Raw genomic sequence first — 12,874 nt, forward strand, 5'->3', positions numbered from 1 at the left:
GGGCCGCAGTCGCCGGGGAAACTCCTTTCCGGTCGGTCGTCGAATCGTCGCCCATGGCGAAGTTCACTCTTCTGGAAGTCCACCTCGACGGCGCCGAGTTCACCGCGAACGCACCGTACAGCAGCGAGTCCGACGAGGACACCGACGGGCTCGGCGGCCTCCCGTTCGGCGAGGACGAGAGCGACCAAGCGACCGAGACGACCGACGACGGCGGGGCCAACCCTTTCGCTATCGTCCTCACCTTCGCGGGAATGATCCTCGGCGTCGTCGCGCTCCGCCGGATCCTCGGCGGGTCGGGCGAGCCGGTCCTCGACGAGCCGGCGACCGAGGAGGCCGACAGCGGCGGGCTGCGAGCGCGGTTCTGACCGCACCGGGGCGGGGAGAAGGCCTATCCCGTCGGCTGCCGTGGGTCAGGTATGGGAATCTACGAGAGCGTCCGGGCGGTCACGACGGCCTCCGGTGACGGCCCCGTCGACTGGGGCGCCGTCGCCGACGCCGCGAAGGCCTCGACCGACCCCGGGTCGATCGCGCTCACGCCCGAGGAGGAGGCCGCCTACGCCGCGGACGTGCGCGACGCTCGCGACCGCGTGCGGTCGGTCGGCGACGTGGCGTTCGACCTGCCGGAGGTCGTCGAGATCCAGACCCGCCACCACTGGATCGACGCCAACGTCGCCACCTTCGAGCGCGTCATGCGCCCGCTCGAGGAGCAGGTGACGATGTTCCCCGGCGCCAGCCGGGTCGTCAACACCGGGACGATGAGCGTCGCGCTCGCCTTCCTCGGCAACAACGTCCTCGGCCAGTACGACCCCCTCTTGCTCGCCGAGGGCGACGACCACGCGCTGTATTTCGTCCACCCGAACATCGAGAAAGTGGCCGACGCGCTGGAGGTCGACTTCGACCGCTTCCGCCGCTGGATCGCCTTCCACGAGGTCGCCCACGCCGCCGAGTTCGGCGCCGCTCCCTGGCTCTCCGACCACCTCGAATCGACGATGGAGGGCGCCGTCGCGGCGCTCGGCGAGGGGAGCCTCGACCGCGACGCCCTGCAGGACCTGGACACCACGATGACCGCCGTCGAGGGCTACGCCGAACTCGTCATGGACCGGGCGTTCGACGACGAGTACGCCGACCTCCGCGAGAAGGTCGAGGCCCGGCGCCGCGGCCGCGGCCCCGTCTCACAGCTGATGCGGCGCCTGCTCGGCCTCGGTATGAAACGGCGCCAGTACGAGCGCGGCAAGGCCTTCTTCGACGCCGTCGCCGACGAGCGCGGCGTCGCCGGCGCCTCGGCGGTCTGGGAGTCACCCGAGACTCTCCCCGCCGACGCCGAACTCGACGACCCGACGCTGTGGCTCGCTCGCGTGGCCGAGTGACCCCGCAGAACCGGTTTCCTCGCCGAGCGGCGAGCCGTCAGCGCCGGCCGTAGTCGCCGGAGCGCCGCGAGCCGTCTCCGTGTCCCGAGCCGTCTCCGTGTCCCGAGTCGTCCGGGTCAGTGTCGTCCGAACCGTCGCCGCCGTCGGTGAAGGGGTTCTCGCGGTCGATCCGCTCGCGCTGGCGGTCGGCCGGCGCCGGGCCGGTCGGGACGACGTACTTCGCGAGGGGGTAGCCGACGAGCAGTCCGAGGACGACCGCGCCGGCCGTCTGGACCGCCGTCGTCTCGATCTGCAGGGTAATCAACCCCGCCGAGAGGCCGACAAGCAGCGTCGTCCCGTAGACGACCCGGCGGTTGAACGCCGAGCGCTCCGCCGCGGAGACGGGGTCGACCATCAGCGCTCGCCCTCCGAACGCGGAGTCGTCCGGGCCATCAGAGATCCCTCGCGGTACTGACGTGCATCGCGACGAACTGCCAGCGGTCGCCGCGTCCGTCCGTCGCCGTCCCGTCGCCGTCGCGCCCGTCCTCGACCGGCGACTCGGGCTCCTCGCACAGTTCGAGCGTGCCGGTCCAGCGGGTGTCGAACTCGTAGCGGATGCGCCGCTCGGTGTTGGTCCACGACAGCGAGACGCGGTCGCCGAACCAGGCGTGGCGGTCGCGTTCGGTGACCCGCAGGTCGCGGCTCCCGACGCTCCAGTCGGTCGTCCGCTCGGTCTGGTCCGCCAATCCGTCGGCGACCGTCTCGCCGCCGACGAGCCGCTCGGAGATGCCGACCTTGACCGCGCCGTCGACCGGGGCGAAGAAGGGGGCCAGCGGCTCCCCGCCGCGGAGCGCATCGTAGTAAGCCCGGACCCGGTCGGCGGCGCCCATCACTGGAACCCTCTGTCGACGTTCTCGTCGATCAGGTCGTCCAGCTCGGAGTCGAGCAGCTGTTCGGCCTCCTCGAAAGTGTCCGCCAGATCCTCGACCCGGTCGGGGCGGCCGTACTGGTCGTACTCCATCGGCCCGTAGGCCGGCGAGTCGAGCGTGTCCATCACGTCCTCGAACAGCGCGTCGGGCGTCGTCGGCGCGTCGGCGTGGGCCTGCACGACCTCTTCCAGTTCGGTCGCAGCGTCCTCGGCCGCCGACTCGTCCTGCATCGGCTGCTGGACGCCGAACATCCCGCCGTCGCCCGGCTCTTCGGGGAACAGCGGGTCGAGGTCGTCGTCGATCTTGCGTGCGACCTCGGCGCCGACCCCCTGGACCTCGTAGGGGTTTCTCGCGTAGGTCTTGAGGTGGAACACCCCGACCGACGGGTGTCCGAAGTACAGGTCCTCCCCGATGCCGCTCGCGCGGTCGCCGCCGGCCGCGCGCCAGCCGCCGGGGTCGGCGTCGCTCTCCACGACGTCCTCCAGGATGTCCTGCCAGTCGCGCACGCGCATGTCGGTCGCGGGTAGGCGCCCCCCGTGAATGAAGGCATCGGTCGCGACCGTCGTTCCGCTCGGCGACCCTCCGACCCCGCGGTGACTCCGACGACCGGACGATTCATAATCGGGGGAACCTGACAGGTGTACGACTACCCGGCGACCGCGCCGACGGCGGCCGCGGAGCCGACCGAGGGGGCCACGACCGTGTCAGAGACCGAACCGACGGGCGAGACGGGCGAGACGGGCGGGGGAGCCGCGGGTGTCGACCGCCGGCAGGCCGCGCTCGTCGCGCTCTGTCTGCTCGGGCTCGTCGTCGCCGCGTTCGTCGCGCCGATCGCGCCCGACGCCGGCGGGTTCGGACCGGAGAGCGGTTCGGGCAGCGGCGACGGTGCCAGCGGTGAGGGCGGCGGTGGATCCGGCGACGACGGGTCCGGATCGGGCGGTGGCGGCGGTGAATCCGGGGAACGAGGCGGCGACGGTGCCGGAGGCGGCGGTGGGGGTGCGGGCGGTGCCGGGGACGGGCCGGGCGACGGCGGAGACGGCGTCATCGCCGAGGACGGCGACCCGATCCCGGTGCCCGGCGACGACGCGCCGCCGACCGAGCGGGGCTGCGGCGTCGTCGTCGAGAACGAACCGGTTCCGGGCGGGACCGTGCGGATCAGCGTCTACGACGACCTGAAACCGGCCGAGGCGGTCCCGGTCTGGTTCGGCGACCGCTTCGTCGGCCGGACCGACGCGACCGGCCGCGTCAGCGGCCGCGCGCCCTACACCCGAAACCTGAACGTCACCGTCCGGGTACCCGGCGAGGACTGCGAGTTCTTCCGGCGGCCGTACGACACCGGCGAGGGCGGCGACCGGAGCGAGCGGTCGAGCGTCCGCGACGCGGCGCTCGCGGGCGTCGGCCCCGATGCGGGAGCCGTCGGGACGAATCCGCGGACGCTCGACGGCGGACCGGCGGCGGCCGCGGGTTCGCAGGAGCGCGACGGGAACGACACCGCCACCTACGCGGTCGGCGGGGCCGTCGACCTCTCGGTCGTCGGCGACCCCTACCCCGGGACCGACGTGACGCTCCTCGCGGAGGTCGAGGACGTACCGATGCGCGAGGCGGCCGTCAGCGTCGACGGCGAGCGCGTCGGCCGAACGACCGCGAACGGGCGCTACGAACTCGCGGTCCCGACCGACGCGGCGGAACTGTCGGTGACGGTCGAGCGCGGCGACTTCTCGGGGTCGACGACGGTCGACGTGTGGGACCTCGACGCCGCGCTCGTCCCCCAGGAGGGGTTGCCCGTCCCCGGCGAGCCGGCGCTGGTGACCGCCGCCGCCGGGCCCGAGCCCGCGGCCGACGCCCGCGTCACCCTCGACGGATCGCGGCTGGGGCGCGCCGACGGGAACGGGACGGTCGGCTTCGCGCTCCCGGCGGACCCGCGCGGGACGGTCGCGGTCGAGACCGACCGGCAGTCGACGACGGTCCCGCTGTGGACCGCCTACGCGTCGACGATGGTCGCGAGCGCGCTCCTGCTGGTCGCCGGCGTCGTCGGGACCGGCGTCGCCGCGCGCCGCCGCGGTCGGAGCGCCGCCCGCCGGGTCGCGACGTGGTGGGCCGCGGTCGCCGTCCTGTTCGTCGGCCTCGCCGTCGGCGAGGGACTCGGACTGCTCGCGTCGGGCGCACTCCTGGCCGTCGTCGCGGCGGTCCGCCACCGACGGGCCGTCGCCTCCGGCGGTCGGACGGCCGCCGAACAGTCCCGCGGGTTCGTCGCCTGGATCCGCGGAACGGCGCTCGCGGTCGCCGACGGCGCGGCGGCCGGGATCGACCGGTTGGCGGCGCTGCTGGGCCGGCTCGCGAGCCGTATCGCCGCGCTCCCGCTGTCGGTCCGTGGGCTGGCGGCCCGACTGTGGGGCTGGCTCCGCGCGCTCCCCGGTCGAGCGCGACGGGCGCTCGCGGCTCGCCTCACCCTCCGCCGCGTCGCGGCCGCCGTCCTCGCGACCGCGGTGCTCGCGGCCCTCACCTATCGGTTCGGTGCGCTCGGGTTCCTCGGCGGTCTGGTCGGTCTCTGGGTCGCCGTCGTCGCCTACCGCCGGTGGACCCGCGACGACCTCGACACCGACGACGGGAGCGCGCGGGAGGACCGCTCGGCGGTCGCGACCGGTTCCGGGGCGACCGGGAGCGACGAGGACGGCCGAGAGCGGCGCACGATCCGGGCGCTGTGGCGGCGGTTCGCGAAGCGGGTCCGACCCCGGAGGTGGCGCCAGTCGACGCCGGGCGAGGTGTCGCGGGCGGCCGTCGAGCGCGGGCTACCCGAGCGGCCGGTGCGCGCGCTGACCGACGCCTTCCGCGAGGTCGAGTACGGCGACCGGGCGGCCGACGACCGGAGCGACCGCGCCCGTGAGGCCTTCGACTCCATCGAGCGCGAGCGGGAGGACGAGCCGTGAACCGCTGGCTCGCGGGGCTGGTCGGCGTCGCGGGGACGGTCGCCATCGGCGCGGGACTGCTGCTGGCGGTCGCGCTCACGCCGGTGACGGCCTCGGCGGCCGGATCCGGCGCGCTGTTCGTCGTCCTGACCGGACTGGCCGTCGCGGCGGTCAAGCTCTACCGGTCGGGCGCCGACGGGGAGGCGGTCGCGCCGCCGCCCTGGGACGAGGGCGGCGGGCTGGTCGACGGGACACCAGAGGAGACGGCCGACCCGGCGGACGTGACCGGTGACGAACTCGCGGCGCTCGTCGGCGACGCCCGCGAGCGCGCCAGGGACGCCGAGACCGTCGAGGAGGGGGTCGCGGTCGTCCGGCCGCCGCTCCGGGAGGCGCTGAATCGGGTGCTCGCGGCCGGCGGGGCCGACACCGACGACGTGGACGAGGCGCTGGCAACCGGCGCGTGGACCGACGACCGCGTCGCCGCGGCGGTCGTCGACGAGCGGGTCGACCTGCCGCGGGTGTCGCTCCGGGCGCGTCTGCGCGCCTGGCTGTTCCCCGAGCGGGTCGTCCGCCGAGGGACCGCTCGCGCGGTCGCGGCCATCGACGCCGCGGCCGAGCGTGAACTCCCGCCCGTGGTCGGGCAGGACGCCCCGCGGACGGCCCCGTCCCTCGCGCCCGCGCTCGGGAGCCTCCAGTGGGCCGCCGACGGACGGCTCCAGCGGGCGGGCGCGCCCGGACGACGCCGGGCCGACGAGGGGAGAGGGACGACCGACGGCGACGCGAACGGAGCACCGGACCGAGGGACCCCGGCTCCCGGGGCGGACGAGGGCGACGACGTCGGGACCGAGGACGACCCCACTCCCGCACCGGACACGGAGGACGGCGAGGACCTGATCGGGGAGGTGTGGGACGATGCGTAGGCGGCGGGTCCGCTGGCGCGGGGCGGTCGCGGCGGCGCTCGTCCTCGCCGTCGCGGGCGTCTGGAACCGCAGCGCCGCGCTCGTCCTCGGCGCCGCCATCCCGCTGGTGTTCGTCGCCTACGGCACGCTGTCGACGGTCGACTCCCCAGCGGACCTGGCCGTCTCCCGGACCGTCGAGCCGACGCCGGCGCCGCCGGGGCGACCGGTTACGGTCACGCTCACCGCGACCAACGAGGGCGACCGGACGCTGTCGGACCTGCGACTGGTCGACGGGGTGCCCGACGACCTGCAGGTCGTCGACGGGTCGCCGCGGGCGGGGACGACGCTCGACCCCGGCGAGTCGCGTACGGTCGAGTACACCGTCGTCGCCCGTCGCGGCGAGTACGACTTCGCGCCGCCCCGAGCCCGCCTGCGGTCGGGCGGCGTCGGGATGGTCGCGACCGCCGATCCCCGGCCGTCGGGCGACGAGCGGCTGGTCTGTCGGCTGGACGCCGACGCGCCGCCGCTGGCCGAGCGCGGCGACGACTTCGTCGGCCGGCTCACCGCCGACCGGCCGGGCCGGGGCGTGCAGTTCCACTCCACCCGGGAGTACCGCCACGGCGACGCCGCCGACCGCATCGACTGGCGCGGCTACGCCCAGCGGGGCGAACTCGCCACCGTCGAGTACGAACGCCGCGTCTCGACGACGGTCGTCGTCGTCCTCGACGCCCGCGAGCGCAACCGCGTCGCCGCCGGCCCCGGCCGTCCCACGGCCGTCGAGCGGTCGGCCTACGCGGCCGTGCGGACCGTCACCGCGCTCGTGCGCGCCGGCCACGACGTGGGGCTGGCCGTCGTCGGCCGGTCGGCGAGCGGCCCGGGCGGACTGGACTGGATCGAGCCCGGCGCGGGCTCGGACCACCGCTCGCGGCTGACGGCGGCCGTCGAGCGCGCCGTCGAGGTCGACGCGGACACACCGGTCGACGCGACCTACCAGTTCCGGAAGGTCGCGGAGCTGGCGGGGCCGCGAGCCCAGCTGCTGCTCGTCTCGCCGCTGCTGGACGGGCTGCCGGTCGAGGCCGTCGAGACGTGGGGGTCGCTGGGGCGGGCGCGGACCGTCGTCTCGCCGGACGTGGTGTCCGCGACGACCGTCGGCGGGCGACTCGACGGCGTCCGGCGGCGGACGCGGCTGGCGCGCTGTCAGTCGACCGGCGCGCGGACCGTCGACTGGCGCCGCGGCACGCCGCTGGCGCTCGCGCTCGAGTACGCCCTGGCGGTCGAGGCCAGGCGCTCGGCGGGCACCGCCGGAGGTGGCGCCTGATGCCGTTCGGTCCGCGCCTCGACCGGCCCACGGCGGTCGGCGACGAGGGACGCCCCCGCGAGACGAGCCTCGGCCTCGTCGCCGCGACGGTCGTCGCGCTCGCGCTGGCGACCGGGTTCGTCGTCGGCGAGCCCACGTTCCTGACGAGCCTGGGACTCGTCGCCGGGCTGGCGACCGCCGGGGTCGCGCTGCTCGACCGCGACACGCTCGGCGAGCGGGTCGTCGGGCACCTCCTCTTTCTCCCGGGCGCGACGCTCCTGGGACTGCTCGTCGCGCTGACTCCCGGGAACGCCTATCTCGTCGGCGGCTACGCGCTCGCCCTGCTCGGGACGGCGGCCGCCTGGGCGGACGTGGCCGACGACGAGGCGCTGGAGGGCGCGCTCTCGCAGGGCATCCTCTCGTACGTCTTCGGCCTGTGCTGGCTGTTCGGCGCCGCGATCGCGGCCGCCGCGGGGTTCCTCGGCTGGCGGCTCGTCGCCGGCACCGTCGCCGCGGCGGACCCGACGGTCGCCGCCATCGGCTTCCTGTTCGTCGTCGGCGCCGTCCTCGGGGCGGTCCGGCTCTCGCTGGGGCGGCTCCCGGTCGTCCAACTGACCGCCCGCACGCGACGCGACGCCGTCCGAGAGCGCCTCGAACGCGGCAAGCGGGCGCTCTCGCTGGCGGCCGCCGCCGCCGCCGGCGTCGGGCTCGTCTCGCTGGTCTTCACCGCGACCGACTCGCCCGCGCTGGCGCTCGTGCCCGGGGCGACGCCGGTCGTCGGAGCGCTCACGTCGGTGTTCGTCGTGGGGCCGCTGCTGGCCGTCGGCGGGCTCGCGCTGCTTTCGGCCGGCGTCGCCGCGGCCGCGCGGCAGGTGACCCAGCGCTACGACGAGCACAAGACGAAGACGGTCGCGGCCGGCGCGGCCGGCGGCGGCTACCTGGTCGTGGTGCTGTTCGGCGTCGTCCCGCAGGCGGCCGGGCTCTTCGTCTTCAGCCCGTTCCTGTTCCTCGCCGGCGTGTTGCTCGCGCCCCTCGGGGTGCTCGTCGGCGTCGGGCTCGCTCTCGTCGCCGTCCGGATCGACCTGTTCCCCGAACGCGCCGGCGGACCCGCGCTCGCCGCCGCCGGCCTGGTCCTGGCGGCGGTCGGCGCCGACTCGATGGGGCTGCCCGCGCCGCTCGTGTTCGCCACCGTCGCCGGCGCGCTGGTCGTCTGGGACGCCGGATCCTTCGGCCTCGGGCTGACCGCCGAACTCGGTCACCGGCCCGACACCAGACGCCTCGAACTGTATCACGGCGTCTTCGCCGTCGGGATCGGAGCGGTCGCCGTCCTCGGCGCGACCGCGCTGTACGCGGTTCGGACGACCACCGGCGGCGGCCACACCCTCGCGATGACCGCCGCCGTCGTCGGGACGCTGCTGCTCGGCGCGCTGTTGCGAGGGTGAACCGGAGACGGCGGCGGAACGCATAGCTTCTTGTCGGTGGGGTCACAGGCGTCGGTATGGCCGATCAGGAGCTGACCGTCGACGAGGCGACCGAGGTGTGTCTCGACGTGGTCGAGCGGGTCGAGGAGGCCGTCGTCGTCGAGCGGTCGGTGCTGTTCGAGACGCTCTCGGCCGTCGTCGCCAGGGGCCACGTCCTCGTCGAGGACGTACCGGGGACGGGGAAGACGGTCCTCGCGCGGGTGCTCGCCGAGTCGCTCGGGCTCGGGTTCACCCGCCTGCAGTTCACGCCGGATCTGCTCCCCGCGGACGTGACGGGCTCGAACGTCTACAACGAGCACGACCGGGAGTTCGAGTTCGCCGAGGGGCCGGTGTTCACGAACGTCGTCCTCGCCGACGAGATCAACCGCGCGCCGCCGAAGACCCAGGCCGCCCTCCTCGAATCGATGGAGGAGGGGCAGGTCAGCGTCGACGGGACGACCCACGACCTCCCCGAGCCGTTCGTCGTGATCGCGACCCAGAACCCCGTCGAGCAGGAGGGGACCTTCCGCCTGCCGGAGGCCCAGCGCGACCGCTTCGCGGTGAAGACCTCGATGGGCTATCCCGACGTGGACGGCGAGATGGACCTGCTGGACAAACGCGCCAGTCGCCGGTCGCTCGCGCCGAGCGTCGACCCCGTGGTCGAGCCCGACACCGTCCTCGCGCTGCAGGACCTCGCCGAGGACGTGCGCGTCGACGACAAGGTCAGGCGGTACATCATCGACATCGCGCGGGAGACACGCGAGGACGGCCGTACCGACATCGGCGTCTCCCCGAGAGGCGTCCAGCGCGTGTTCGAGGCCGTGCGGGCGGGCGCCGTGGTCGCCGGTCGCGACTACGCGACGCCCGACGACGTGAAGCGGCTCGCTCGCGCGACGATGGCCCACCGGCTCGTCATGACGACCGAGGCGACCGTCGAGGGCGTCGACCCCGAACGGGTGGTCGCCGACGCCCTCTCGGCGGTCGACGTGCCCGCCGTCTCGCCCGACGCGCCCGACCCCGGAGCGAGCGCGCCGCGAGGCCGGGACGGCGATGGCGACGCCGGCGAGCCGGACGAGCGGCCCGAACCGTCCCGCGTCGACGGCGGTGACGACGGTCGCGACCGCCGGGGCGGCGAAGCCGGCGACCGTCGCGACTCGGACCCCGGTGACCCCCTGTAACCGACAGCGTTTTTCCCGCGGCCCGCCCCAGAAGCGAGCGTGACTATCCGCGGCGTCGTCGTCGACGTGAGCGAGCCGAAGACCGTCTCGACGCAGTACGGCGAGAGCGAACTCGTCGAGGTGGACCTCCGGCCGGATCGGGGACGGGGCGAACCGACGACGGTGACGCTGTGGGACAAGTGGACCGAGACGGCGACGTACCTCGAACCCGGGATGGAACTCGCCGTCACGAACCCCGAGGAACGCGAGTACCGCGGGGAACAGCAGTTCTCGACGACCGGCGACTCGATGGTCGTCGTCGAGCCCGACTTCCTCGTGGACGTGACCGACGTGCGCTCGTGGGTGCAGTGCCCGCGGATGTACTACCTCAACAAGATCGGCGGCACGCCAAACGCCTACCCGGTCGTCAAGGGGACCATCGTCCACGAGGTGTTCGGCGACCTCCTCCGCGGGCGGGATCTCGACGAGTCCATCGACGAGCGCGTCGAGGAGGCCGGCCTCGAACTCGGGATGCTCGGCCGGAGCGCCGACGAAGTGCGGGAAGAGGTGCGCCAGAACGCCTCGGCCATCGAGGGGTGGCTCCAGCAGGGGACGCTCACCGAGGGCGACGAGTGGCGTTCGGAGATGACCCTGGTCAGCGAGACTTACGGACTGAAGGGGCGGGCCGACGCGGTGCGGCGCGGGATGCCCGTCGAGCTGAAGACGGGCAAGAACACCAAGCGCGAGCCGCGGTTCCACGACAAGGTGCAGGCGACCTGCTACGCGCTCATCCTCGGCGAACGCCGCGGCGAGCCGCCCGACACGGGCACCCTGCTGTACACCAAGAACGCGGCCGTCGAGCGCAACGAGGAGAGCGGCGACCTCTCGCCGGCCAAGGAGTTCTCCATCGGCTCGGGCTTCCTGAAGTTCGTCCTCCGCACGCGGAACGCCCTGGCGGCGATGGAACACGACGCCGACGTGCCGACGGGCTACGAGGCCGACGCCAAGTGCGAGTACTGCTTCGAGCAGGACACCTGCATGGCCGTCTCCGGCCGGCTCGGCCAGGAGTCGAAGGCCGGGGTGGTCGGCTCACCCGTCCCCGAGGAGGAGCGCGACTACTTCGACCGCGTCTACGAGTCGATCGAGCGCGAACGGCGGGCCGTCCACCGCGAGTACGCCAAGCTCTGGGAGCAGAGCCCCGCCGAGCGGGCCGACGACGACCGCGCGCTGGTGAACCTCGAACCGACCGAGCGGACCGAACTCGACGGCGGCCGCTGGGAGCTGCGCGCCCGCGGGACCGGCGCCGTCTCGAAGATCCGCGAGGGCGACCTCGTGCTGGCCAGCGACGGCGACCCAATCGCTGGCGAGGCCGAACTCGCCCGTGTGGAGCGATTAGGACCCGAAGTCGTCGTCACCGCCGACGAACCGGTCGAACTGCACCGCCTCGACGTGTACCCCTCCGAACTCTCCACCGATCGGATGCTCACCGCGTTGCACGACGCCGTCCTCACCCAGTCGCCCGAGGAGAAGGACGTGCTCTTCGGCCGGCGGGAGCCCGACTTTTCGGCCGTCGAGGAGACGTTCGTCCCGAACAACGACGCCCAGGACGAGGCCGTTTCCCTCGCCGTCGGCTGCGAGGACTGCGCGCTGATCCACGGGCCGCCCGGCACCGGCAAGACGTATACGCTGGCACACATCGTGCAAGCGCTGGTCAAGGACGGCGAGCGCGTCCTGCTGTCGGCCTTCACGAACCGCGCCGTGGACAACGCGCTCGAAGCGCTCGTCGACCAGGGGTTCGACGACTTCGTCCGCGTCGGCACCGAGAGCGGCGTCCGCGACGACATGCAGGAGTACCGGCTGGAGCGGGCGGGCGACCCCGACGAGCGCGTGGCGGAACTGCGGGACGCGCAGGTCGTCGCGGCCACGACCGCGACCTGCGGCTCGCGGATCATGCGCGAGCAGGCGTTCGACGCGGCCGTCGTCGACGAGGCGGGCCAGCTCACCGAACCCGGGACGCTGGCGGCGACGAACCTCGCCGAGCGGTTCGTCCTCGTCGGCGACCACCAGCAGCTCCCGCCGGTCGTCCAGGCCGACGAACCCGAGCCGTCGGACCTCCCGACCGACGAGGACGGGAATCCCGCGCCGGGCGCGACGCTCTCCCGGTCGCTGTTCCAGCGGCTCATCGAGCGCTACCCCGACGCCTCGGTGATGCTCGACCGCCAGTACCGGATGGCCCAGCGCATCCAGGCGTTCGCCTCGCGGGAGTTCTACGGCGGGCAGTTGCGCCCGGCGACCGGCGAGGTCGCCGGCCAGCACCTCCGCCAGCTCGACGTCGTCGACGTCGATGCACTGCCCGAGCGCCTCAGCGATCAGGTGGCGTTCGTCGACCCCGACGGCCGCGCCGAGGGCAACACCAATCCCATCGAGGCCGAAACGATCGCCGAGACGGTGGCGGCCTACCGCGAGGCCGGCGTCCCGGCCGAAGAGATCGGCGTCATCGCGCCGTTCCGGGCCCAGGTCGCCGAGATCGGCAAGCACGTCCCCGACGCGGTGGCCGTCGACACGGTCGACCGCTTCCAGGGGTCCAGCAAGGAGGTCATCGTCATCTCCTTCGTCGCCACAGGCTCGCTCGACTCCCCCATCTTCGAGGACTACCGCCGCATCAACGTCGCGCTGACCCGGGCGAAGAAAGCGCTCGTTCTCGTCGGCGACGCCGACGCGCTGGGTACCGACGACACCTACGGTCGCATGGTCGAGTGGGCGCGCTGACCGCCGGACCCCGATCTCACCGCTAGCGCCGCCCCATCGCCGATTTCCACTTCCGCCCCGTGGCTATCACTTTTGACTAGTGAATCGTCGCTCCACTTTCACCGTGTGGCC

The 12,874-nt window shown here is 74.0% G+C and carries 11 protein-coding genes; 8 read left to right on the forward strand and 3 right to left on the reverse strand.

The genetic code is table 11. From position 1 onward, the window contains the following. Positions 1–53 precede the first annotated feature (53 nt). Both HZS55_RS17850 and HZS55_RS17855 read left to right on the forward strand, forming a co-directional pair. Positions 54–365 carry a hypothetical protein gene (locus tag HZS55_RS17850; protein WP_179907692.1) on the forward strand — a complete coding sequence of 104 codons (312 nt, stop codon included), beginning with the start codon at positions 54–56 and terminating at the stop codon, positions 363–365. 51 nt (positions 366–416) lie between these two features. Continuing rightward, positions 417–1,367 (forward strand): zinc-dependent metalloprotease, encoded by a 951-nt coding sequence (locus HZS55_RS17855; protein WP_179908920.1) that lies wholly within the window; start codon positions 417–419, stop codon positions 1,365–1,367. Positions 1,368–1,404: 37 nt separating this feature from the next. Here the strand turns inward: HZS55_RS17855 and HZS55_RS17860 are convergent, their stop codons facing one another. From HZS55_RS17860 to HZS55_RS17870, 3 genes are read right to left on the reverse strand one after another with little or no spacing between them, the layout of a single operon-like run. Next, positions 1,405–1,761: a hypothetical protein gene (locus HZS55_RS17860; protein WP_179908921.1), complete on the reverse strand. Its 357-nt coding sequence runs from the start codon at positions 1,759–1,761 to the stop codon at positions 1,405–1,407. A 37-nt stretch (positions 1,762–1,798) separates the two neighbouring features. After that, positions 1,799–2,236: a hypothetical protein gene (locus HZS55_RS17865; RefSeq protein ID WP_179908922.1), complete on the reverse strand. Its 438-nt coding sequence runs from the start codon at positions 2,234–2,236 to the stop codon at positions 1,799–1,801. Next, complete coding sequence (locus HZS55_RS17870) at positions 2,236–2,787, reverse strand: hypothetical protein (protein WP_179908923.1); 552 nt, start codon at positions 2,785–2,787, stop codon at positions 2,236–2,238. The genes HZS55_RS17865 and HZS55_RS17870 overlap by 1 nt, the downstream gene beginning before the upstream one ends. A gap of 126 nt (positions 2,788–2,913) precedes the next feature. Between HZS55_RS17870 and HZS55_RS17875 the strand changes: the two genes are divergently transcribed. The 6 genes from HZS55_RS17875 to HZS55_RS17900 are packed head-to-tail and all read left to right on the forward strand — an operon-like array spanning position 2,914 to position 12,763. Further along, positions 2,914–5,202, forward strand: coding sequence for a DUF4129 domain-containing protein (locus HZS55_RS17875; protein ID WP_179908924.1), 2,289 nt, complete (start codon positions 2,914–2,916; stop codon positions 5,200–5,202). Beyond that, positions 5,199–6,101, forward strand: coding sequence for a DUF7269 family protein (locus HZS55_RS17880; protein WP_179908925.1), 903 nt, complete (start codon positions 5,199–5,201; stop codon positions 6,099–6,101). The genes HZS55_RS17875 and HZS55_RS17880 overlap by 4 nt, the downstream gene beginning before the upstream one ends. Beyond that, complete coding sequence (locus HZS55_RS17885) at positions 6,094–7,398, forward strand: DUF58 domain-containing protein (protein ID WP_179908926.1); 1,305 nt, start codon at positions 6,094–6,096, stop codon at positions 7,396–7,398. The genes HZS55_RS17880 and HZS55_RS17885 overlap by 8 nt, the downstream gene beginning before the upstream one ends. Continuing rightward, positions 7,398–8,819: a DUF7519 family protein gene (locus tag HZS55_RS17890; RefSeq protein ID WP_179908927.1), complete on the forward strand. Its 1,422-nt coding sequence runs from the start codon at positions 7,398–7,400 to the stop codon at positions 8,817–8,819. Before HZS55_RS17885 ends, HZS55_RS17890 begins: the two co-directional genes overlap by 1 nt. A gap of 56 nt (positions 8,820–8,875) precedes the next feature. After that, on the forward strand, positions 8,876–10,015 hold the full coding sequence (locus HZS55_RS17895; RefSeq protein ID WP_246308292.1) for an AAA family ATPase: 1,140 nt from the start codon (positions 8,876–8,878) through the stop codon (positions 10,013–10,015). 39 nt (positions 10,016–10,054) lie between these two features. After that, positions 10,055–12,763, forward strand: a complete 2,709-nt coding sequence (locus tag HZS55_RS17900; RefSeq protein WP_179908928.1) for an AAA domain-containing protein — start codon at positions 10,055–10,057, stop codon at positions 12,761–12,763. Positions 12,764–12,874 lie beyond the last annotated feature (111 nt).

Source organism: Halosimplex rubrum (genome assembly GCF_013415885.1).
Lineage (GTDB): Archaea > Halobacteriota > Halobacteria > Halobacteriales > Haloarculaceae > Halosimplex > Halosimplex rubrum.

Bases quoted from the DNA above. Each gene is read 5' to 3' on its own strand.
- HZS55_RS17885 (WP_179908926.1), top strand. From the start codon at position 6,094: ATGCGTAGGCGGCGGGTCCGCTGGCGCGGGGCGGTCGCGGCGGCGCTC.
- HZS55_RS17855 (WP_179908920.1), top strand. From the start codon at position 417: ATGGGAATCTACGAGAGCGTCCGGGCGGTCACGACGGCCTCCGGTGAC.
- HZS55_RS17895 (WP_246308292.1), top strand. From the start codon at position 8,876: ATGGCCGATCAGGAGCTGACCGTCGACGAGGCGACCGAGGTGTGTCTC.
- HZS55_RS17870 (WP_179908923.1), bottom strand. From the start codon at position 2,787: ATGCGCGTGCGCGACTGGCAGGACATCCTGGAGGACGTCGTGGAGAGC.
- HZS55_RS17865 (WP_179908922.1), bottom strand. From the start codon at position 2,236: ATGGGCGCCGCCGACCGGGTCCGGGCTTACTACGATGCGCTCCGCGGC.
- HZS55_RS17850 (WP_179907692.1), top strand. From the start codon at position 54: ATGGCGAAGTTCACTCTTCTGGAAGTCCACCTCGACGGCGCCGAGTTC.
- HZS55_RS17890 (WP_179908927.1), top strand. From the start codon at position 7,398: ATGCCGTTCGGTCCGCGCCTCGACCGGCCCACGGCGGTCGGCGACGAG.
- HZS55_RS17860 (WP_179908921.1), bottom strand. From the start codon at position 1,761: ATGGTCGACCCCGTCTCCGCGGCGGAGCGCTCGGCGTTCAACCGCCGG.